This is a genomic window from Streptomyces sp. HPF1205, from assembly GCF_020400825.1.
Lineage (GTDB): Bacteria > Actinomycetota > Actinomycetes > Streptomycetales > Streptomycetaceae > Actinacidiphila.
The window spans coordinates 496,751-516,965 of sequence record NZ_JAINVH010000001.1; the positions used below are offsets into that span (position 1 = coordinate 496,751).

The 20,215-nt window shown below is 70.9% G+C and carries 20 protein-coding genes and 1 pseudogene; 9 read left to right on the plus strand and 12 right to left on the minus strand.

Annotated features, from left to right (window positions below; all coding sequences use genetic code 11):
- Positions 1-39 precede the first annotated feature (39 nt).
- Positions 40-474 (minus strand): type II toxin-antitoxin system VapC family toxin, encoded by a 435-nt coding sequence (locus K7G61_RS02065; protein ID WP_225844740.1) that lies wholly within the window; start codon positions 472-474, stop codon positions 40-42.
- On the minus strand, positions 471-710 hold the full coding sequence (locus K7G61_RS02070; protein ID WP_225844742.1) for a ribbon-helix-helix protein, CopG family: 240 nt from the start codon (positions 708-710) through the stop codon (positions 471-473). The genes K7G61_RS02065 and K7G61_RS02070 overlap by 4 nt, the downstream gene beginning before the upstream one ends.
- A gap of 166 nt (positions 711-876) precedes the next feature.
- Here K7G61_RS02070 and K7G61_RS02075 point away from each other — a divergent pair, with 166 nt between their 5' ends.
- The 5 genes from K7G61_RS02075 (at position 877) to K7G61_RS02095 (ending at position 5,526) form a co-directional block, all read left to right on the plus strand.
- Complete coding sequence (locus K7G61_RS02075) at positions 877-1,686, plus strand: bifunctional 2-polyprenyl-6-hydroxyphenol methylase/3-demethylubiquinol 3-O-methyltransferase UbiG (protein ID WP_225844744.1); 810 nt, start codon at positions 877-879, stop codon at positions 1,684-1,686.
- Positions 1,687-2,029: 343 nt separating this feature from the next.
- Positions 2,030-2,662, plus strand: a complete 633-nt coding sequence (locus K7G61_RS02080; RefSeq protein ID WP_225844745.1) for a hypothetical protein — start codon at positions 2,030-2,032, stop codon at positions 2,660-2,662.
- Between the two features lie 13 nt (positions 2,663-2,675).
- Positions 2,676-3,434, plus strand: a complete 759-nt coding sequence (locus tag K7G61_RS02085; protein WP_225844747.1) for a hypothetical protein — start codon at positions 2,676-2,678, stop codon at positions 3,432-3,434.
- Between the two features lie 149 nt (positions 3,435-3,583).
- Positions 3,584-3,946 carry a DUF6281 family protein gene (locus K7G61_RS02090; RefSeq protein WP_225844748.1) on the plus strand — a complete coding sequence of 121 codons (363 nt, stop codon included), beginning with the start codon at positions 3,584-3,586 and terminating at the stop codon, positions 3,944-3,946.
- 266 nt (positions 3,947-4,212) lie between these two features.
- Positions 4,213-5,526: a hypothetical protein gene (locus K7G61_RS02095; protein WP_225844750.1), complete on the plus strand. Its 1,314-nt coding sequence runs from the start codon at positions 4,213-4,215 to the stop codon at positions 5,524-5,526.
- Between the two features lie 66 nt (positions 5,527-5,592).
- Here K7G61_RS02095 and K7G61_RS02100 read toward each other — a convergent pair.
- Both K7G61_RS02100 and K7G61_RS02105 read right to left on the minus strand, forming a co-directional pair.
- Positions 5,593-5,751: pseudogene (locus K7G61_RS02100) on the minus strand (VOC family protein); the annotation flags it as partial.
- 12 nt (positions 5,752-5,763) lie between these two features.
- Positions 5,764-6,150, minus strand: a complete 387-nt coding sequence (locus K7G61_RS02105; RefSeq protein ID WP_225844752.1) for a hypothetical protein — start codon at positions 6,148-6,150, stop codon at positions 5,764-5,766.
- A gap of 323 nt (positions 6,151-6,473) precedes the next feature.
- Between K7G61_RS02105 and K7G61_RS02110 the strand changes: the two genes are divergently transcribed.
- Positions 6,474-7,397, plus strand: coding sequence for a hypothetical protein (locus tag K7G61_RS02110; RefSeq protein WP_225844754.1), 924 nt, complete (start codon positions 6,474-6,476; stop codon positions 7,395-7,397).
- A 126-nt stretch (positions 7,398-7,523) separates the two neighbouring features.
- Here K7G61_RS02110 and K7G61_RS02115 read toward each other — a convergent pair whose 3' ends face one another.
- On the minus strand, positions 7,524-8,570 hold the full coding sequence (locus tag K7G61_RS02115) for a sigma-70 family RNA polymerase sigma factor (RefSeq protein WP_225844755.1): 1,047 nt from the start codon (positions 8,568-8,570) through the stop codon (positions 7,524-7,526).
- A 240-nt stretch (positions 8,571-8,810) separates the two neighbouring features.
- Between K7G61_RS02115 and K7G61_RS02120 the strand changes: the two genes are divergently transcribed.
- Positions 8,811-9,410 carry a dihydrofolate reductase family protein gene (locus K7G61_RS02120; protein WP_225844756.1) on the plus strand — a complete coding sequence of 200 codons (600 nt, stop codon included), beginning with the start codon at positions 8,811-8,813 and terminating at the stop codon, positions 9,408-9,410.
- A 176-nt stretch (positions 9,411-9,586) separates the two neighbouring features.
- Here the strand turns inward: K7G61_RS02120 and K7G61_RS02125 are convergent, their stop codons facing one another.
- Together K7G61_RS02125 and K7G61_RS02130 are read right to left on the minus strand one after the other, a co-directional pair.
- Positions 9,587-9,805 carry a DUF397 domain-containing protein gene (locus K7G61_RS02125; RefSeq protein WP_225844757.1) on the minus strand — a complete coding sequence of 73 codons (219 nt, stop codon included), beginning with the start codon at positions 9,803-9,805 and terminating at the stop codon, positions 9,587-9,589.
- On the minus strand, positions 9,802-10,632 hold the full coding sequence (locus tag K7G61_RS02130) for a helix-turn-helix transcriptional regulator (protein ID WP_225844758.1): 831 nt from the start codon (positions 10,630-10,632) through the stop codon (positions 9,802-9,804). Before K7G61_RS02130 ends, K7G61_RS02125 begins: the two co-directional genes overlap by 4 nt.
- A gap of 126 nt (positions 10,633-10,758) precedes the next feature.
- Here K7G61_RS02130 and K7G61_RS02135 point away from each other — a divergent pair, with 126 nt between their 5' ends.
- The gene (locus K7G61_RS02135; RefSeq protein ID WP_225844760.1) at positions 10,759-11,229 is read left to right on the plus strand and encodes an ATP-binding protein; all 471 of its coding nucleotides are present in this window, start codon (positions 10,759-10,761) and stop codon (positions 11,227-11,229) included.
- Between the two features lie 26 nt (positions 11,230-11,255).
- Here the strand turns inward: K7G61_RS02135 and K7G61_RS02140 are convergent, their stop codons facing one another.
- Positions 11,256-12,194: a DUF3048 domain-containing protein gene (locus K7G61_RS02140; RefSeq protein WP_225844762.1), complete on the minus strand. Its 939-nt coding sequence runs from the start codon at positions 12,192-12,194 to the stop codon at positions 11,256-11,258.
- Between the two features lie 146 nt (positions 12,195-12,340).
- Here K7G61_RS02140 and K7G61_RS02145 point away from each other — a divergent pair, with 146 nt between their 5' ends.
- A complete protein-coding gene (locus K7G61_RS02145; protein WP_225844764.1) occupies positions 12,341-13,387 on the plus strand; it encodes a YafY family protein in 1,047 nt (348 codons plus the stop codon).
- On the opposite strand, the gene K7G61_RS02150 is transcribed toward K7G61_RS02145, so the two are convergent.
- The 4 genes from K7G61_RS02150 to K7G61_RS02165 all read right to left on the minus strand — a co-directional run bounded on the left by K7G61_RS02150 (position 13,378) and on the right by K7G61_RS02165 (position 20,104).
- A complete protein-coding gene (locus K7G61_RS02150) occupies positions 13,378-14,352 on the minus strand; it encodes an SDR family oxidoreductase (RefSeq protein ID WP_225844766.1) in 975 nt (324 codons plus the stop codon). The two genes, K7G61_RS02145 and K7G61_RS02150, sit on opposite strands and share 10 nt — an antisense overlap.
- Positions 14,353-14,468: 116 nt before the next feature.
- Positions 14,469-16,283, minus strand: coding sequence for a phosphatidylglycerol lysyltransferase domain-containing protein (locus tag K7G61_RS02155; RefSeq protein WP_225844768.1), 1,815 nt, complete (start codon positions 16,281-16,283; stop codon positions 14,469-14,471).
- A 120-nt stretch (positions 16,284-16,403) separates the two neighbouring features.
- Positions 16,404-18,320, minus strand: a complete 1,917-nt coding sequence (locus K7G61_RS02160) for an ABC transporter ATP-binding protein (RefSeq protein WP_225844854.1) — start codon at positions 18,318-18,320, stop codon at positions 16,404-16,406.
- Between the two features lie 47 nt (positions 18,321-18,367).
- Entirely contained in the window at positions 18,368-20,104 is a 1,737-nt protein-coding gene (locus K7G61_RS02165; protein ID WP_225844769.1) for an ABC transporter ATP-binding protein, read from the minus strand.
- Between the last annotated feature and the right edge of the window lie 111 nt (positions 20,105-20,215).

The window sequence follows — 20,215 nt, forward strand, 5'->3', positions numbered from 1 at the left end:
TCGAAGGAGACTTGGCGGCCCTTGCGGCCGGGCCGGGCCTCACAGGTCGTCCGGCAGCACCCGGAAGGCCTGGTGACCGCTGAGCGGGCGTACCGCCCGGAAATCGCGCCTGTCGAGCGTCAGCACGCAGTCGGTTTCGTAGGTCTCGGCGAGGACGACGTTGACCGCGTCGGTCAGGTCGAGGTTCAAGGAGCCGTAGCGGTTCTGCACGGACCGGGCCTTGCGCAGTAGGTCGGCCGAGACGTTCGGGATGAGGACGCGCAGGGTGCGCTCTTGCTGGAGCAGCCAGTCCTTGACCGTGTCGGCGGCCCTCCGCCCGACATTACGCGTGGTGATGTGCTCGATTTCGAGTATGACGAGCGGGGATACGACGGTGGCCGACGCCTGGCCCAGTGCCTTGCGGGCCGCGTCGTGCTCCTGATCGGACACGTTCAGCGCGGCCACGAGCCCCGAGGTGTCGCCGATGACGATCAACGCAAGTCCGTGATCGCCCGGTCAACCCCTGCCTTGACGTCCTCCGCCGAGAGCGGACCGCCGAAGTCCAGTTCCGGGATGTCCCATTCCTGATCCCATCGCCGGTTGCGGAGCGCCACGATGTGGAAGGCCTCGCGGAAGAACTCCGACTCGGGGCGTCCTTCCCGCTCGGCGGCCTCCTTGACGGCCCGGAGGTCCTCTTCGTCAACCATCACCGTCGTCTTCTTCAGAGCCATGAGGTTATGGTACCTCCACCATAACCTTCCTCCACTCGGCCAAGGCCCGGGAAGATCGCGGCGCGGTCAGTGGGCCGACCGGCGCGCGGTCGCGGCCGAATCGGCCGGCCCCCGGCGCCGGGAATTCGGTGGTGAGCCGGTACGGCCCGCCCGTACCGTCACCCGCATGACCGACAGCGCCGAGGACTGGCTCCGGCTCAACCGGGAGAACTGGGACGACAGGGTCCCGGTCCACGCCGCCAGCGAGTTCTACGATCTGCCCGGTTTCCGCGCGGGCGCCTCCACGCTGCGGGCGTTCGAGGCGGACGAGGTCGGGGACGTGTCCGGCAAGCGCCTGCTGCACCTGCAGTGCCACATGGGCCAGGACACGCTGTCCTGGGCGCGCCGCGGAGCCCGCGTGACCGGCCTGGACTTCTCGGAAGCCGCCGTACGCATCGCCCGCGCCCTCGCCGAGGACATCGGCATGGCCGACCGCGCCCGTTTCGTGGTCTGCGACGTGTACGAGGCGCCCACCGCCCTCGACGGCGAGCGCTTCGACATCGTCTACACCGGCCTGGGCGCCCTGGTCTGGCTGCCCGACCTCACGCGCTGGGCGCGGGTCGTCTCCTCGCTCCTGGAACCCGGCGGCGCCCTCTACCTCGCCGAGTTCCACCCGGTGACCGACATCCTCGGCGACGACGGCCGCACCGTCGAGTACGACTACTTCCACGTCGACGGCGAGCTGTGCGAGTACCCGTACTCGTACACGGGCGGCCCGGCCCTCACCAGGACGCGCTCGGTGCAGTGGCAGCACCCCCTCGGGGACGTGGTGACCGCCCTCGCCCGGGCCGGGCTGCGCCTGGAGTTCCTCCACGAACACCCCACCACCTACTTCCCGCGCTACCCGGTCCTGGAGCGTTCCGGCCCCGAATTCCGCTTCCCGCCCGGCCACCCCCGTGTCCCCTTGATGTACTCCCTGCGGGCCACGAGAGCGTGAGCCCTTCGTCCGGGGGCCGCCGGATTTCCCTCGGTGTGCCGTGTCCTGTCCGGAAACAACGGAATGGCGGAATAGCGGAATGCCGGAATCCGCTTACCGACTGTTTGCCGTGCGTTGAGAAACATGATATTCATTGCTTACCGAGACTTCCGGGGGGCGCGGAAAGAGCCGAAGGGGTCGGTTGTCGCGATACGCGCCCTTATCTGGCGTGATGTGTCACGATTCGCGCGCTCCGGCCATCGGCTTTTTCCCGATTTTTCCTGTGCGCTGTTGCGCCTCTCCGCATGTCCTTTCAGTAGTGCCCGCTCCGCGCTTTGCGCGGAATTCCCGAACAGGCGGAGAGATGTCCAGACTGTTCCGCAACGTGGCCGCCGTGAGCGCAGGTGTCATCGGCTGGGCCGCCATATTCGTCACCAGCGGTGCGACCAGCGCGATGGCCGCACCCTTCGACAACATGTATCCCACGCTCAACGCGGAATGGCCCTGCCTCGATTACAGCGCGCACGGGCACTTCTGCCAGACGGACAACAAGGACATGTCCGTGTGGATGCAGGGTTCCCTGACCAGCGCGGCCAAGAGCACCATCAAGAGCCGGCTCAGCAACCAGTACGCTCCGACCGACCTGGTCGTGAGCTACCCCTCGTCCGCGTCGTACACCGGCTCCAGCGAGACCGACATCGTCTACCAGCAGAGCACGTCGGGAATGAGTGGCACCACCATCGGCTTCACCTGGTGCGACGACGCGGTCAGCCCCTCCTCGTGCGACCAGCAGTACGTGCGGTTCCGGTACGACAGCATCGACGCGGAACTGGCCTGCCACGAGACCGGTCACGCGGTGGGTCTGACCCACGGACGTCAGGCGTCGCCCGCCGTCTCGCAGACCAACTCGGCGCTGGGGTGCATGGAGACCCCCGACTACGGCAACCGCACGGGCCTGGGGTCGAACAACATCGCCGAGATCAACGCGACGTACTGAGAGGACCGGTCGGATGAGACTGACGAGATTCAAGATCAGGCCGGGCCACGTACTCACCGCGGTCGGCGCCTGCGCCGCGCTCACCGCGGGCACCGTCGCCGTGGCGAACAACGGCTCGGCCGCTCCGCCCAGGCCCAAGGTGGTCGTCGCGGACGCCGACGCGCTGCTTCCCAGTGACACCGCGACCGACTGGGTCACCTACAGCGACCACCTGGCGGTGGTGACGATCACTTCCGAGCGCGCGCTCCCGCCCTCCGCGGAGGAGACCGCGGCCGGCGAGGGGTTCATCCCCCGGGTGGTGACGGCGCACGTGGATCAGGTCCTGTGGTCGAGGCCGGGCGCGCCGACCGCTCCCACCACGATGGACTGGGACCTGGACGGCTGGACCTTCCACGGCGACGAGAGGACCCCGCTGCGGGTCGACGGCGAGCCGTCGATGGCGGTCGGCGAGCGATACGTCGTGCCCATCACGTATCTCAGCCCCACGACCACCGTCGACGAGGCCGGCTGGGAGCCGCTGAGCAGCGACTCCCTCCTGCCGGACGCGGACAACACCGTCGGCGCCGGTGCGAAGGTCTACGGCTACAGCGGCCCGCAGTCCGACCCGGCCCATACGACCGACGTCAAGGACGACGCGTGGGGCGGCACCCCCGAGGAACTGGCGGCGACTTTGGCCGCGACCCCGCCCGACCCCAATGCCGCCGCCTACATGGACCTGCCGCCCGACGTGCGCTTGTCCAGGGCCAACGGGACCAACCACACCACCGGTTGACGTTCGTACGCGCCGTCGGGGAACCGATTGCCGGCCGGCCCGTCCAACCACCGTCGGCGGCCTTGAACCGGCCGCCGACGGCCGATCAGAAGAGGGGGCGTGGAATGACACCGAGTGACCGCGGACGAAGGACGCGAGGCGTACTCGTGATGACCGCCGTGGCGGCGGCGGCCCTCGCCGCGGCCTGTTCCGGCGGCGGGCAGCATACGGCGGACGCGGACTGCGCCTGGCAGCTGTCGTACGGAAACCGCCTGTACGTACCCCCGCAGAACGCCGCCGCCGTGGTCCAGGGCGTCCGCCACGAGGGGACCGCTCTCGGGCAGGGCTCCTTCGCGGGCTGCGCGGACGGCGGGGACAGCGCGGACGGCGGGGACGGCGGAGAGAAGGTCACCGTCTACCGGATCAAGGGGGTGGACCCGTCGCTGGCCGTCATCACGCAGGACGACCAGATCGGCGTGACCGACCCGAAGCATCTGCCGCCCCCGGTGAGCGCGTTGCTGGCCGGCCGCTGAGCCCCGGCCTCCTCGTAGCGCCCGCCGACGACGCGAGGAACGGGCGAGGTATGCCGTGAGCCGGGCTCCGGAAGACACCCGCACCCGGGGCCGCCGTTCCGTTCCGGGCGGGGTCCGCGCCCGGAACGCGCCCCTCCGCCCAGGCCCGCGATAGGCGTACGCACGGGGGTGGCGCCACCGGTTGCTCTGACGCATCATCAGCCTCATGGGGTATGCCGCCGGGGCGAGTGGGGGCATACCGGAGACGCGCACGGGGAGGGAACGCGATGAGCGGCGGCAGCGGGCAGGGGATCGGCAGACGTGCGGTGGTCGCGGGGATGGCGCTCGGCGCCACGGCCCTGTCGACGGCTCCGGCCAGGGCACTGACGGCGGGGCGGGCCAAGGCGCCGGCGGCGGGAACGGGCGCGCGCCCGGGCCGGACGCCCGCGGCGGTGACCAGGTGGCGGACCGCGAGCGGGCACACCGTCCTGGCCCGGCCGCTGGCGAATCCCGACGGGTCGAACCCGCTGGTCGAGATCTGGGACGTCAACCGGCACGGCCATGTGCTCGGCATGATCGACGCGGGCGAGGGCACCACGCCTCAGTGGCCCTCGGCGATCTGGGCGGACGGCCGGGTCACCGTACTGCCGCCGCCGGTGGCGGACGCCGCGGACTGCGGCGCGCGCCACCTCAACGACTCCGACCAGGCCGCCGGTTACTACACCGTCGGCGGCCGGACGCACGCCACCTTGTGGACCGGCGGCGTGCCGCGGGTACTGGACATCGGCACGGTCTACAGCGAGGCGACCGCCCTCAACAACCTCGGGCAGGTCGCGGTATTCGGCTACGACGTGCCGAGCGGGGACACCGCGACACCGAGCAAGGCCTGCCTGGTCGACGGGACCACCGTCACCACGATCGCCCCGCCGCCCGCCCGGCAGGGCATCACCTTCTCCGCGGTCGCGGTCAACGACCGGGGCGAGGCCCTGATGCGCGGCTACATCCCGCAGAGCCCGATGCGCCTGGCGTACCTGTGGCGGGACGGCACCACCGTCGCCGACTTCACGGACATCGACGGCACCTGGAGCCTGATGGGCGTCGCCGGCCTCAACTCCCGCGGTGACGTCGTCGGCGACTACTCCTCGCAGTCCGGTCCGCCCACGACCCGCGCCTTCCTGTGGTCCGGCGGGACGCTGACCACCTTCACCGGCCCGCACAACGGCACCGCCTCGGTCTCCGACTACTCCATACAGCGGGCGCTCAACGACCTCGGCGACGTCGTCGGCTTCAGCAACAGCGCCGTCGGCCAGCGCCCCTTCCTGCGCAGCGGCGGCACCGCCACCGACCTCGGCACCCTCGGCGGCACGAGCGCCAGGGCGGTCGGCGTCAACAACGCCCGCCAGGTAGCCGGCGGTTCCTCCCTCGCGAACGGCTCCTGGTCCGCGTTCCTGTGGCGGGCGGGCGAGATGATCGCGATCACCCCGCCCCCCGGTTACGCCGGCACGGGCGCCTCCGCGATCACCGAACAGGGCGACGTCCTGGGGTGGGCCACCACCGTCGACGGCACCCGTACCGACTACTTCCGCTGGACGGTCCTGTAGGGCGTACGGATCCCGTGCCGCCGGTCCGCGGCGGCCGTCACCGGCGGCGTATCCAGGCCGGGGCGGTCAACCGGTCGGCTTGACGGGCGCGCTGCGTCCGTGGCGTCGGCCGCTGAGCTCGGCGTCGAGCGTCTCCTGGGCCACGCGCATGGCCTCGGCGTGGACGGGGTCTTGCAGCCGCTTCCACATCTCGTCCTCGGCGACGTCCTCCACATCGCTGACCACCCGGTGCCGGCGTTACTTCGCGTCCTGCGGGTGGGTGATCGCGCTCGTGTCCACGAAGAGTGCGGCGAATGCCGCGGTGGCCGCGGCGAAGGCGGTTGCCGCGTTCGGGTGCGAGGAGCCGTTCACGATCAATGCCACGCCGGAGAACACGACCGCTGGGGCAGCGAGAATCGCGGCGACCAGCCACAGAGGGTCGGGGGGCATCGACGAAACCTGCGCGTCCTGCTTCTTCTGTCGCGGGTTGACGATCGCACCAAGAAGGGCGGAAGCGAGAACGCTGAAGGTATTGCTCAGGTCCGACAGATCCACTGCGTCGGTTTCCCAGGCCAACAGACACACAATCACGAGTAGCCCGGCATAGGCCAGGGTCAGGAGCCCGCGAGCGGTGCGGGTCCGCACGCACTCCCAGAAATTCCTATGACGCGCCGACGTGTCTCTCCGCAAACGCCTGGTCACTTCGTCAGCTTAGCCCGCGGCATGCGGAAACCTCCGTACCCGGGCGTGCGGCACGCAGGGTGACCGGGCCATGCCTACGCGGACGGGGCGCCGACGACCGGTGATCCACTCACGGGTGGATCCGAATGGGTATTCGACCGGGAATACCGTGGCAGGCCGGACGTATTGTCGTCACAAGCCGGCAGAAGGAACGGGTGTCGTCGTGTACCCGGTGCGGCTGCCCGCTCATGGGGGAATGGCCCGCTGATCGGAGGGGGATGGTTGCGGTGGTGGCGATCGGGTCTGCCGCCCGCGGCTCGCGGTTCACGCGCGGCGCGAACAGGCGGTTACGAGAAGCCCGCCACGACGAGTGGGCGAGACTGGCCGGCAGGTCGCTCGCGGACCACGTCGACGGGTGGGCGCATGTTCAGCGGAAGGCGCCGCTCCTGGTCTCGGAGATCGAATCCCTGGATTGGGAGGCGGAGCGATTCCTCGATGTACAGGACTGGTTACTGGTCCGCAAAATGATCCTCGGCGCCTTCGAGGCGGCGAAAGCCGCGGAGGAGGACGCGCCGAGCGCCGCCGGGGACGTCGGAGCTGCGGCGAGGGACAAGCCGGAGAAAACGCGGGCGTTGCTGAGCGTATTGACGGCGAGAAAGGAGAGCATAGCCAAGTACGTCGCGGAGTCGGCAGAGATCCGGGCCAGAAGACGCTACTCCCGGGGCCTGGCCCTGGGCGCCGCATTGAGCATCGCGGCCCTCATACTGATCGGATTGGTCATGAGGGACGTCACCGTCGCACTCCACCACCCCTTCGACGGGTCGAACCAACTCAACCTCAAGGAGTTCTTCGCCTTACGGGACTCTCTGGCCTGCATCGGTGGCGGCTCGCTCGGCGCCGCCCTGAGCGTCCTCTTCCGCATAGGCGCGGGACAGCACGTCTCCTACCGTTCGACCTCGGCCGCCACCGCCGTCTACCGCATGATCCTCGGCTGGATATTCGCCGCGGGAATCCTGTGCCTGGTGAAAGGCCACATCGTCGCCCTGTTCCCGGACCCGACGGAGGAACTCCTCAAGAGCAAGGACCCGTTCGACGACCCGTTGGTGGCGCAGTCCTTCTTCTTCTGGGTCGGCGTCGGCATCCTGGCGGGATTCAACGAACGCTGGGTGAAACGCCTCATCTCGCAACCCGTGAGCGACAAGAAGGGCTGACCCCGCCCGCCCAGCGAGCCCGCCCGCAAGCACAGGCCGCGCCGGCGCTCGCGTACTCCGATGAACGGCGGGCGGGTGTCAGTGAGGGAGGCGGTCGGCGTGCGCGGGCGCGCCCCCAGAGGTGTGTCAATCCGTTTCAGGGAGGGTCCGGGGCAGTCCGAAACGCGTCATGACGTTGGTGTCGTGGAAGCCGGTGATGGACGTGATGTGGTCACCGGCGGTGGTGGTGACCAGCAGGGTGTATGCGCGGTGGACACCGCACTGAGGGTCGGCGAGGTACACGCCGAAGGCGGGCTGGCCGTTGGCACGGGTGGGCACCACGCGGTAGGTGCGGCCGGGCCGGAAGACGACGGCGGCAAAGAGACGCCGGGCCGATTCGATGCCGCGGTATTCCAGCATGGCCGGGGGCATGGACAGCCTCACGTCGGTGACGAGCAGTTCGATCAGGGCGTCCAGGTCCGCTCGTTCCAAGGCGTCGGTGAACCGGGCGACGAGCCGGTGTTCCGCGGCGCTGTCGGGTTGCCGCGCATGCCTGCCGCTGCGGGTGCCGCCGGCGTCGGCGAGGTGCTTGTCGACCGTGGCGCGGGCGCGTTTGAGGGCGCTGTTCACGGAATCCTCGGTGGCCTGGAGCATCCGGGCGGCCTCGTCGGCGTGATAGCCCAGGACGTCGCGGAGGACGAGCGCGGCGCGTTGCCTCGGGGGCAGTAGTTGCAGGGCGGTGACGAAGGCCAGGGAGACGGCCTCGGTGGTCTCGTAACGGGCCTCAGGTCCGGGGCGCTGGTCGACGAGGTGGTCGAGCAGGACATCGGGATAGGGCTCAAGCCAGGGCGGGGCGTCGCCGGCGCCTGCGGGTTCCGGCAGGGCGCCCTCGGGCAGCGAGGGGGCTGCACGGGGGCGGGGGCGTCGGCTGTCGGCACGCAGCATGCTCAGGCACCGATTGGTCGCGATCCTGTAGAGCCAGGTGCGCAGCGAGGACCGCTGGCCGAACTCGCCGAGGTTGCGCCAGGCGGACACCAGGGTTTCCTGGAGCGCGTCCTCGGCGTCCTGCAGGGATCCCAGGATGCGGTAGCAGTGCACCTGCAGTTCGTGGGAGTGGCCCTGGACCAGGTCGCGGAACGCGTCGTGGTCACCACCCTGAGCCCGAGCGATCAGGCCCGTCGTGTCCGTCCCCATCGGCGTAAACCCTCGCTTTTCCATCTTCCGGCGGGCGCTTTCGGCTCGTCCGAGAGTACGGACGCCGCCGGGCCCCCGAACTGGGCGGTTACCGCGCGCCCGATTCGCGGGCCCGGCGGCGTCTGCCCGAAGGGAGACGGTCCCGTCCCGGGGGGCGCCCTGGATGCGGAACAGGACGTGACCTCATCGACGGCGTGTCCGTACCGGTCACAGCCGGCAACACAGTCAAGGGAGCAGGAAATGGGAAAGATCGTCATCAGCTCGAATGTCACCCTCGATGGGGTGGTCCAGGACCCGGACGGCGAGGAGGGCTTCGAACGGGGCGGCTGGTTCCACCAGTACGTGGCGGCCGACGACCTCGAGGACTGGGTCGCTCGCGAGACCCAGGAAGCGCTGGATGTCAACGCGCTGCTTCTGGGCGGGCGCAGCAGCCAGTGGTTCGCGGACCGGATGATGGCGCGTAACGAAGGCGAAGGCCGTGTGAGCCCCGAGTGGGCGAACAGGGTGAGAAACCTCCCCAAGTACATCGTGTCGTCGACCCTTGAAGATCCTCAGTGGAGCAGCGCCACCTTCCTGACCGGCGATGTGGTGAAGGAGATCTCGGAGCTGAAGCGGAAGGTGGACGGGGAAATCCTGGTCTACGGCAGCTATCAGCTCGTGCGCACACTGATGGAACACACCTTGGCCGATGAACTGCGGCTCGTGGTCTTCCCGGTCGTGCTCGGTTCCGGCATGCGCATTTTCGACGAGATCGGCGACAAGAAGCCGCTGCGCCTGGTCGACACCCGAAAGATGGGTGGCAGCCTGGTGTTCCACCGGTACGAATTCGTGCAGGGCTGACGGCCGCGGACAGTGCCGGATCGGCGTTCGTCGGTGTTGCAGCAGCGCCCCCCCGGCCTGCTCGGGGCGCGGTCGCTCGGGCTGCGTCGCGCCCCGAGAGGCTGCCACTGCCGTTGCGGGGCGCCCTCGTTGGGCGACGGTTCCTCCTTCGGGCTCCGGTGAACGGCGGGCGGTTGTCAGTGGGGGAGCCGGTCGGCCTTTATCGCTCCTATGAAGGCGGACCACGCCGTGGGGGAGAAGGCGAGGTGGGGGCCGTACGGCACCTTGCTGTCGCGGACCGGGACCTCGCCGGTGGCGGCGGCATGCGCGGGGGCCCACTCGACGCACTCGCCGCCGTTGCTGCCGCTGAATGACGATTTACGCCAATCCTCATGGGGGATTGCGGTAAGGGTCATGAGTAACGGTCCTTCAGGAGAGAATCGATCAGCTCCGCCGTCTCGTCCGGCGGCTCGGCTACGGCCTTGAGCAGATCATATGCATCCTGAGCGGTCGTGACATCGCTCGGATCGGCCAGAACGTACCCGCGGGGAAAACCGTCGACGTGGACCACGTCCGCCCCCTCGCTGAACGACAGCAAGCTCCACGCGGACTCCGTCGCGTAGTGCGGGCCCTTGCGCCGGATGACCTGCACCCGGTTCCGCGGTGTCTCCGCCAGGTCCCGCACGTACATGAGCTGGCGGCGCATCACCTCCGGGTCGCCCACCGTGTTCGTCAGGACCGCCTCGTTCAGGACCAGCCACAAGCGGGCCGGGTCCTGCTCCCTGGTCAGGATGTGCCGGCGTTCGACGCGCGCCGTGACCAGGTCCTCCAGATTGCTCGGGCGGGCCGTGCGCAGCACCGCACGCGCGTACTCCGGGGTCTGGACCAGGCCCGGGAAGAGTTGCGGGTGGAACATCCGCACCGTCGTCGCCGTCCATTCCAGTTCCGCGTACGGGCGGAACCACGGGGGGAAGGCGTAGCGCAGGGCGAGGGGCCAGAAGCGTTCGAAGCGGCCGCCCGCGTACGGGAAGGTCTCGTCGCAGACCTTGGCGAAGTCCAGCGTGGGGACCCGGTCGCCGGACTCGATCTTGGCCACCAGGGAGTAGCTGCAGTGGGCCAGCGCGCCGAGTTCGGCGCGGGACATGCCCAGGCGTTCGCGCTCCAGCCTCACCTCCTGGCCGAAGTACGCCAGTGGGGACGCCGTGGGGTCGCCGGACGGGATCTGCTCGGTCTTGGTGCTCACGAGAACTTCCCTGGTGCCGCTGGACAGTTGTTGCCGTCCAGGTGAACGCTCTATCACTCTCCGTTGCCACTCGACAGTCTAGGAGTAGCCAAGGACGCACGGGACAAGAACGGCGAAAGGTCCACGATGACGACGACGGGAACCCGGACCGCACACCTCAGCGCTGACGCGGCGCCACACGAGACCGAGATCGTCAGCCGCTGGCCCACCGCCGGGCGGACGGTGGCGCGGGCCCGGCGGGAACTCGTGGACGCCCTCACCGCCTGGGGCCTGCCCGAACTGCGCGACGCGGCCGAGCTGGTGCTGTCCGAGCTGGTCACCAACGCGGTCCGGCACGCCCGCAGCCCGCGCGGACGGCTGATCGAGACCCGCGTCCGCCGGCTGCCCGACGGCCGGGTCCGGATCGAGGTGCACGACGCCAACACCGATCTGCCCGTGCCGCGGGCGAGTTCGGACACCGACGAGGGCGGGCGCGGGCTGCAACTCGTGGACGCGCTCACCGCCCACCAGTGGGGGGTGAGCGGCCGTACGGGGGTCGGCAAGGCGGTATGGGCGATCGTCGCCGGGCCCGGCGACGGGCAACGGCCCGGAGGCTGACGGTGAGCCGCGGCCGGCCCGCGCGCTCACGGCGCCAGGATGATCCACGTGCGGCCCGGGTGCAGCGTCACCGTCCTGCCGTTCACGGTGTACGTGGTGCCGGCCGACTGCGTGGGGCGGGTCCAGCGGGCCTGGTACGACCTGCCGTCGCGGAGGACCTGCGCCGAACCGCTGCCGACGGTCTGGGAGAAGGGGACGAAGCCGGTACGGCTGTGGAAGCGGGACTCCTTGACGGTGACGTGCTGGATGATCACGTTGTCGGCCGTCCAGGGGGAGGCGGCGCCGTCCATGGCGACCCGGTAGCGCGAGCCGTTCCAGGTGAAGGCGAAGCGCGCCGAGGGCATGGCGGCCGAGGCCGAGGTGCCCGCCGTACCGCCCGGGGGAGGCGCGGCGGCGAACCGCAGGCCGATGTCCCGGGCGGGTGCGGCCCGGTCGGCGACGCCCTTGGTGCGCAGGTACTCGTTGTGCGGGGCGGGGCGGTCGGGGGAGCGGAAGAAGGCGCTGGTGCCGGTGACGGCGGCTATGTCCTTGTCCGCCTTCAGCACGGGCAGCAACTGGCTCTGCGCGCCGGAGAAGGCCAGGACGGGACGGCCGTACTGCGGCAGGATCTGCAGGTCGGTCTCGCGGGCGCTGCGGACCGGGCCGACGACCGGCGGCAGGTGGTTTCCGTCGAAGACCGCCATCAGGCGGGACAGGCCACCCTCGACCTCTATGCCGTAGACGATGTCCGCGCTGTTCAGGCCGGTCTGCGGGCGGGCCGCGCCGACGTTGTCGATCTTCACGGCCAGGACCTTGCCGGCCGCGCCGGGCTCGCCGGTCAGGTACGAGGTGGCGGGGGCGGACGAGCCGGAAGTGCCCGGCCCGGTCGTCGGGGCCGTGCCGCCGCCGCCCGTGCACGAGGTCACGAGCACCAGGACGACCGCCCCGGCCGCCGCTGCGGCCCCCACAGCCCTCTGCCTGCGCATGGCCACCACATCCTCTGCCCAGAGGATTACCGCGACCCCCCGCCCCTAACCGTTCGGGATCGGCGAAACCGGTCCGCCGCCGATCCGGTCCGCTGGTGCCCCCAGCCCCCGGCACCCCAAGCCCCCGAGTGCACGATCCTTGACTCATGCGTGCCGCCCGCCTGATCCGTATGGCGCTCCTCGTGCAGTCGAGCCCCGGCATGACCGCCGCCGCCCTCGCCCGCGAGCTGGAGGTGTCCGAGCGCACCGTGATCCGCGATGCCCAGGCACTGCAGGAGGCGGGCGTTCCCATCCGGTCCGAGCGCGGCCGGGCCGGCGGCTACCACCTGGCGCCGGGGCACAGGACCCGGCTCACCACGCTGCGTCCGACCGAGGCGGAGACGCTCTACCTGTCCGGTCTGCCCACGGCCCTGCGCGACCTCGGGCTGGCGGACGCCGCGGACACGGCCCGGCTGAAGCTGTCGGCCACCCTGCTGCCGTCGCTGCGTGCGGCGGCCGAGTCGTCGGTGCGCCGCTTCCACCTCGACGCCCCGGCGTGGTTCCGCGAGCCGTCGACGCCGGAGCTCCTGCCGGAGCTGGCCCGCGCGGTGTGGTCGGACCGCCCCGTCGAACTCGCCTACGCGCGGCCCGGCCGGGAGGGCGCGCCGCCCGAGCGGGTGACGCGCCTGCTGGAGCCGTACGGTCTCGTACTGAAAGCGGGCGTGTGGTACGTCGTCGGCCGCGTCCCGGGCGGGCGGCCGTCGCGGGAGGGCGACTGGCGCACCTACCGCGTCGACCGCGTCCTGGCGCTGTCGCCCGCCCGCGGGACGCCTCCCGGCGGCGACGAGCCGTTCGTCCGCGATCCGGCCTTCGACCTGGCCGCGTACTGGAAGACCCATTCCGAGGGGTTCGCCCGTGCGCTGCTGCGGACTGCCGTCACGGTGCGTCTGACCGAGCGGGGGCTGCGCCTGCTGCCCGTCGTGGCGGATCCGGCCGGCGTGGGCGACGCGATGGCCTCCGCCACCGGGCCGGACGAGGCCGGGCGCGTGACGCTCGACCTGCCGGTGGAGTCGGAGGAGGTCGCCTTCACGCAGCTCGCCGGGCTCGGCGCCGAGGCGGAGGTGCTGGCCCCGGCGGGCCTGCGCGCGCTTTTCCGCGAGCACGCGCGGGCCCTGGCGGCCGTCTACGGGGCGGAGCCCGGCGATCAGCGGTAGTCGTCCGGCGTGCCCTGCTTCCCGCCGTAATAGACGTCCTCGAAGTACGCCATGGCGTCCGGCCGGCTGCCGTCCACGTCGCGTACGCCATAGGCCCTGGCCAGCTCCCCGCTGGAGGTGGACCTGCCGTTCCAGCGGGCGGCCCGGTCCGGGTCGGCGGCGAGCGCGGCGACCGCGCGGGCCAGGTAGTACGGCGACTCCGCGACGGCGAAGTGCGGGTCCTTGGCGACCGCGTCGCGCCAGTTGTCCTCCGTCACCCCGAAGTGGGCCAGCATCTGCTCCGAGCGCAGGAAGCCGGGCGTCACGGCGACGGCCGTGCCCCCGTACTCCGCCAGCTCCTGGCCCAGCCCGAAGGCGATGCGGATCGGGGCGTTCTTGGCCAGGTCGTAGTAGAGGTTCTCGCGGTAGCGGCGGTTGAAGGCGGCCGTGCCGTCGGTGACCTCCACGTGCAGCGGCGCGTCCGAGCGGATCAGCAGCGGCAGTGCCAGAGCCGCGGTGATCAGGTGGGAGCGCACGCCCAGGTCCAGGATGCGCAGGCCGTCGGCGAGCGGTGTCTGCCAGCTCTTCTTGCCGAAGACGGAGCCGGCGAGCAGGTGCTCGCCGCCCCACAGGTCGTTGAAGAGGATGTCCAGCCGTCCCTGGTCGCGGTCGACGCGCTCGACCAGGGCGCGTACCCGGTCCTCGTCGAGGTGGTCGGTGGGCACCGCGATGCCGGTGCCGCCGGCCGCCGTGACCAGCTCCGCGGTCTCCTCGATGGTCTCCGTGGCCCGGCCGACCTCGCTGACGTGCCCGCGGGTGGTGCGGCCGGTGACGTAGACGGTGGCCCCGGCGCGGCCGAGCTCGACCGCGAGAGCACGCCCGGCGCCGCGCGTGGCCCCGGCGACGAGCGCGATCCGGCCCGCGAGGGGGCCCTCCCGGTCGGCGGGCGGTGTGCTGCCGCTGTTGTGGTTGTGGTTGTCGTTCATGCCACCACGGTGCCTGCCAATGGTGACAGAACACGTCACCCTTTTTTTCCGCCGTGCCGCGCGTGCCGCCCGTGCCGCTCGTGCCGCGCGTACTGCCCGTACCGCCCGCGCCCGCCCTAAGCGTCGCCGCGCAGCCGGGCCAGAGGGCGCGGGGCCACGATGAAGCCCTCGGCGCGGGCGCTGGCCAGCCCGATCCTGGGCAGGTGCGCGCTCTTGGCGAACAGCAGGAACCGCGGCTCCCAGATCGGCCGGTACTTCGCGTTGGCCCGGTACAGCGACTCCAGCTGCCACCAGCGGGAGAAGAACATCAGCGCCGAACGCCACATCCGCAGCACCGGGCCCGCGCCCAGCCGGGCGCCGTCCTCGAACACCGAGCGGAACATCGCGAAGTTCAGCGACAGCCGCTCGACGCCCACCTCCCGGGCGCGCTCGATGAGGTCCAGCACCATGAACTCCACCAGGCCGTTCTCACCCTCGCGGTCGCGCCGCATCAGGTCCAGCGACAGGCCCGACGGCCCCCACGGCACGAAGCTCAGCAGCGCCCGCAGCTCGCCGTCGGCGTCGTGGCACTCGATCATCACGCACTCGCCGTCGGCCGGGTCCCCGAGCCGGCCCAGCGCCATCGAGAAGCCGCGCTCGGTCTGCCCGTCGCGCCACCGGTCGGCCGCCGCGACCAGGCCGGCCATCTCCTCGGCGGGGATCTCGCGGTGGCGGCGGATACGGGTGGTGTAGCCGGCCCTGCGGACCCGGTTGTACGCCTGCCGCACCCCGCGCATCGCCCGCCCGTCGAGCGAGAAGTCGTCCGTCTCCACGATCGCCTCGTCACCCAGTTCCAGCGCGTCCAGGCCGAACCGGGCGTAGACCGTGCCGCCCTCCTCGCCGGCGCCCATCACCGCCGGGATCCAGGCGTGGTCGCGGGCCTCCGCCAGCCAGGCGTCGATCGCGCCGGGCCACGCCTCCACGTCGCCGATCGGATCGCCCGAGGCCAGCGCGACCCCGCCGACCACCCGGTAGGCGATCGCGGCCTTGCCGCTGGGGGAGAAGACCACCGACTTGTCGCGGCGCAGCGCGAAGTAGCCCAGCGAGTCCCGGGCGCCGTGCGCCGCCAGCAGCGCGCGCAGCCGGTCCTCGTCCTCCCTGGTCTGCAGCTCGCGGCCGCGCGGCGAGCGGAACAGCGCGTACAGCGCCGCCAGCAGCAGGACCAGGCCGGCCAGGTTGATGCCCGTGCTCACCCACGTGGTGACGTGGAGGTTGGGGGCCAGGTCGTCGTCGCGGCTGAGGGTGCCCAGGCGCAGCGCCACGTACCAGACGCGGTCGCCGACACTGGCCCGGTCCGGGCCGACCGCCGTGACCAGGGTGGTGCCGACCAGCACCGACAGCAGCGCGCCCGCGCCCAGGACGGCCAGTGCGAGCTGCGGGTTGGTCCGGTCGCCCTTGCCGTAGAACTCCTTGCGGCCGAGCAGCGCGAAGACCAGCACGGCCAGCGTGACGGCGGTGGACACCCAGTTGAACGGGCGCTGCCGCAGGTCGTGCAGGCACAGCCACCCCACCGACAACCCCGCGTAGGCCCCGCACAGGCCCGTGAACACCCACCAGGCCAGCCGCTTGTGACGGGCCAGCATCATCGCCATGAAGAACGCGACGGCCGCGGAGCCGTACCCCGCGAAGAGCATGAACGGGGTGAACAGGTGCCCGGTGTTGTGGTCGTAGACCTCCTGGCGGGCCGACAGGGAGACGCCGCCCGCGAGGTTGAGCAGCCCTATCAGGCGCAGGTACCAGATCGGGACGCGCGCGCTGCGCCTGGCCAGGGGCGTGAGCGCGCCGCGGGCGCAGCGGTGGTCCCGGCCCTGCCCGGACCCCTTGGGCGTGCTCCCCGGCCGCTGGGCCGCCCCGGTGCGGGCGGGCTGGGGCGCGGTGGCGGTACTGCTCATGATCTGTGCCTTCCGGGCGACGGCCGTGCGAGAGCGCACAGGCTACCGCGCACGGCCGCCCGGACGAAGGGGCGCGGGGTCCGCCCGCGCCCCTCCGGTGTGTCCCGCCGTGCGGCCCGGTCAGTCGACCTCCGCCACCGCCTGGGCGAACTGGGCCGCGTACAGGCGCGCGTAGGCCCCGTCCGCGGCGAGCAGCTCCTCGTGCGTGCCCTGCTCGACGATCGAGCCGGACTCCATGACGAGGATGACGTCGGCGTCACGGATCGTGGACAGCCGGTGGGCGATGACGAAGCTGGTACGGCCGTGGCTGAGCTTGGCCATCGCCCGCTGGATGAGCACCTCGGTACGGGTGTCGACCGAGCTGGTCGCCTCGTCCAGCACCAGGATCCTCGGGTCGGACAGGAACGCCCGGGCGATCGTGATCAGCTGCTTCTCGCCCGCGCTGACCCCGCTGCCCTCGTCGTCGATGACCGTGTCGTAGCCCTCGGGGAGGGTGCGGATGAAACGGTCGGCGTGGGCGGCCCGGGCCGCCGCCTCGATCTCCTCGCGGGTGGCGCCCTCGTGGCCGTAGCCGATGTTCTCCGCGATCGTGCCGCCGAACAGCCACGTGTCCTGCAGCACCATGCCGATGCCCGCGCGCAGCTCCTCGCGGGAGATCGCCGAGATGTCGGTGCCGTCGAGGGTGATCCGGCCGCCGGACACCTCGTAGAACCGCATCAGCAGGTTCACCAGGGTGGTCTTGCCGGCCCCGGTCGGGCCGACGATCGCGACGGTGTTGCCCGGCTCGACCTTCAGCGACAGGTTGTCGATGAGCGGCTTGTCGGGCAGGTAGCGGAACGAGACGTCCTCCAGGACGACCTTGCCGGTCAGGTTCGCCGGCAGGGCCAGCGCCTTCGGCTCGGGCGACTGCTCCTCGGCGTCGAGGAGTTCGAAGACCCGCTCCGCCGAGGCCACGCCGGACTGGATCAGGTTGGACATGCTCGCCACCTGCGTCAGCGGCTGGCTGAACTGGCGCGAGTACTGGATGAACGCCTGCACGTCGCCGATGGACAGCGCGCCCGAGGCGACCCGCAGGCCGCCGACGACGGCGATCGCCACGTACTGGATGTTGCCGATGAACATCATCAGCGGCTGGATCGTGCCCGAGATGAACTGGGCGCGGAAGCCCGACTGGAAGAGCGCCTCGTTCTCCTTGTCGAAGACCTCCTGGGACTCCGCGGCCCGGCCGAAGACCTTCACCAGGGAGTGCCCGGTGTACATCTCCTCGATGTGCGCGTTGAGGCTGCCGGTGGTCTTCCACTGCTGCACGAACTGCGGCTGGGCGCGCTTGCCGACCCTGGTCGCCACGACCAGCGTGGCCGGCACGGTCACCAGGGCCACCAGCGCCAGCAGCCAGGAGATCCAGAACATCATCGCCAGCACGCCGACGATGGTCAGCAGCGAGTTGATGAGCTGGCCCATGGTCTGCTGCATCGTCTGGCCGATGTTGTCGATGTCGTTGGTGGCCCGGCTGAGCACCTCGCCGCGCGGCTGCTGGTCGAAGTACGACAGGGGCAGCCGCGACAGCTTGGCCTCGACGTCCTCGCGCAGCCGGTAGACCGCGCGGTTGATGACCAGGGTCGCGGTGCGCATCTGCACGACGCTCAGCAGCGCGGCACCCAGGTAGACGCCGAGCGCCAGCAGCAGCACCGAGCCGATGGCGCCGAAGTCCATGCCCTTGCCGGGCGTGAAGTCGATGCCCCCCAGCATGTCGGCGACGCCGCCCTTGCCGTGCTCGTGCAGGTAGTGCAGGACGTCGGCCTTCGAGCCGCCCTTGAGCTGCTTGCCGATCACGCCGGCGAAGATCAGGTCGGTGGCGCGGCCGAGGATCTTCGGGCCGGTCACCGCGAGCGCCACGCTGCAGGTGCCCAGGGCCAGTACCGTGACCAGCAGCACCCGGTCCGGCCGCATGAGGGCGATCAGCCGCTTCAGGGAGCCCTTGAAGTCCATGGACCGCTCGATCGGCCCACCGCTCATGAACCGGGCGGGGCCCGCCATGGGCGCGGGTCCCCGTCGCGCGGGCGCCTTCTTCGGGTCGCCGTCGCTCACGCCGCGGCCTCCTGTTCGGTGAGCTGGGACAGCACGATCTCGCGGTACGTCTCGTTGTCCGCCATGAGTTCGGCGTGGGTGCCGGTGCCGACGACCCGGCCCTCGTCGAGGACGACGATGCGGTCGGCGTCGCGGATGGTGGACACCCGCTGGGCGACGATCACGACCGTGGCGTCGGACGTCTCGTGGGCCAGCGCGCGGCGCAGCGCGGCGTCGGTGGCGTAGTCCAGGGCGGAGAAGGAGTCGTCGAAGAGGTAGATCTCCGGGCGCCGCACCAGCGCCCGGGCGATGGCCAGGCGCTGCCGCTGGCCGCCGGAGACGTTGCTGCCGCCCTGCGCGATCGGCGCCTCCAGGCCGCCCTCCAGCTTGGCCACGAAGTCCTTGGCCTGCGCCACCTCCAGCGCGTGCCACAGTTCCTCGTCGGTCGCCTCCGGCCGCCCGTAGCGGAGGTTGGAGGCCACCGTGCCGGAGAACAGATACGGCTTCTGCGGGACCAGGCCGACGGTCTCGGCCAGCAGCGCCGGGTCGAGTTCCGCCACGTCCTCCCCGTCGATCAGCACCTGGCCGCCGGTCGCGTCGTACAGCCGCGGGATCAGGCCGAGCAGCGTGGACTTGCCGCTGCCGGTGGAGCCGATCACCGCGGTGGTCTCGCCGGGCCGGGCGATCAGGCTCACCCCGCGCAGCACGGCCGCCTCGGCGCCGGGATAGGCGAAGTCGACGTTGAACAGCTCCAGCTCGCCGTGCCTGCGCAAGGCGGTGACCGGCGCGGCCGGCGGCACCACGCTGGAGTCGGTGCTCAGCACGTCCTGGATGCGCTCGGCGCACACCTCGGCGCGCGGCACCATCATGAACATGAAGGTGGCCATCATGACCGACATCAGGATCTGCATCAGGTAGCTGAGGAACGCCGTCAGCGCGCCGATCTTCATGCCGCCGCTGTCGATGCGGTGGGCGCCGAACCACAGGACGGCGACGCTGGAGATGTTCACGATCGCCATCACGGTCGGGAACATCAGCGCCAGCAGCCGGCCGGAGGCCAGCGACGCCTCGGTGACCTCGTCGTTGGCGCCCTTGAACCGGCGCTTCTCGTAGTCGTCCTTCACGAAGGCCCGGATCACCCGGATGCCGCTGATCTGCTCGCGCAGCACACGGTTGACGGTGTCCACACGGGTCTGCATGGTGCGGAAGATCGGGCGCAGCCGCCGGACGATCAGGCTCACCGCGATCCCGAGCACCGGGACCACCGCCAGCAGCAGCGAGGACAGCGGCACGTCCTGGCCGAGCGCCATGATGATGCCGCCGAAGCACATGATCGGCGCCGAGACCATCATGGTGAAGGTCATCAGCACCAGCATCTGCACCTGCTGGACGTCGTTGGTGGTGCGGGTGATCAGCGAGGGGGCGCCGAACTGGCCGACCTCGCGGGCCGAGAAGCTCTGCACCCGGCGGAAGACCGACGAGCGCATGTCGCGGCCCACGGCCATGGCGGTCCGCGCGCCGAAGTAGACCGCGCCTATCGCGCAGCCGACCTGGACCACGGTGACCCCGAGCATGGTCCCGCCCATGCCGAGGATGTATCCGGTGTCGCCCTTGACGACCCCGTTGTCGATGATGTCCGCGTTGAGAGTCGGGAGGAACAGGGCAGCGATGGTCTGCACGAGCTGCAGCAGCACCAGGATGCCGATGGGGCGCTTGTAGGGTCCGACATGGGACCGGAGAAGTCGGATCAGCACACTTCAGTCCTTGGTGACGAATCCATCGGTGGGTGGGCGGGCGTGCGGAAACAGGCGGTACGGGGGTTCCGGCGGTGCGGGTGGAGCTTTTGGTGCGGGCGGTTCTCGGGT

Coding starts and splice junctions, on each gene's coding strand:
- K7G61_RS02070 (WP_225844742.1), bottom strand. CDS start 710: ATGGCTCTGAAGAAGACGACGGTGATGGTTGACGAAGAGGACCTCCGG.
- K7G61_RS02075 (WP_225844744.1), top strand. CDS start 877: ATGACCGACAGCGCCGAGGACTGGCTCCGGCTCAACCGGGAGAACTGG.
- K7G61_RS02080 (WP_225844745.1), top strand. CDS start 2,030: ATGTCCAGACTGTTCCGCAACGTGGCCGCCGTGAGCGCAGGTGTCATC.
- K7G61_RS02085 (WP_225844747.1), top strand. CDS start 2,676: ATGAGACTGACGAGATTCAAGATCAGGCCGGGCCACGTACTCACCGCG.
- K7G61_RS02090 (WP_225844748.1), top strand. CDS start 3,584: ATGACCGCCGTGGCGGCGGCGGCCCTCGCCGCGGCCTGTTCCGGCGGC.
- K7G61_RS02095 (WP_225844750.1), top strand. CDS start 4,213: ATGAGCGGCGGCAGCGGGCAGGGGATCGGCAGACGTGCGGTGGTCGCG.
- K7G61_RS02115 (WP_225844755.1), bottom strand. CDS start 8,570: ATGGGGACGGACACGACGGGCCTGATCGCTCGGGCTCAGGGTGGTGAC.
- K7G61_RS02120 (WP_225844756.1), top strand. CDS start 8,811: ATGGGAAAGATCGTCATCAGCTCGAATGTCACCCTCGATGGGGTGGTC.
- K7G61_RS02125 (WP_225844757.1), bottom strand. CDS start 9,805: ATGACCCTTACCGCAATCCCCCATGAGGATTGGCGTAAATCGTCATTC.
- K7G61_RS02135 (WP_225844760.1), top strand. CDS start 10,759: ATGACGACGACGGGAACCCGGACCGCACACCTCAGCGCTGACGCGGCG.
- K7G61_RS02140 (WP_225844762.1), bottom strand. CDS start 12,194: ATGCGCAGGCAGAGGGCTGTGGGGGCCGCAGCGGCGGCCGGGGCGGTC.
- K7G61_RS02145 (WP_225844764.1), top strand. CDS start 12,341: ATGCGTGCCGCCCGCCTGATCCGTATGGCGCTCCTCGTGCAGTCGAGC.
- K7G61_RS02150 (WP_225844766.1), bottom strand. CDS start 14,352: ATGAACGACAACCACAACCACAACAGCGGCAGCACACCGCCCGCCGAC.
- K7G61_RS02155 (WP_225844768.1), bottom strand. CDS start 16,283: ATGAGCAGTACCGCCACCGCGCCCCAGCCCGCCCGCACCGGGGCGGCC.
- K7G61_RS02160 (WP_225844854.1), bottom strand. CDS start 18,320: ATGGCGGGCCCCGCCCGGTTCATGAGCGGTGGGCCGATCGAGCGGTCC.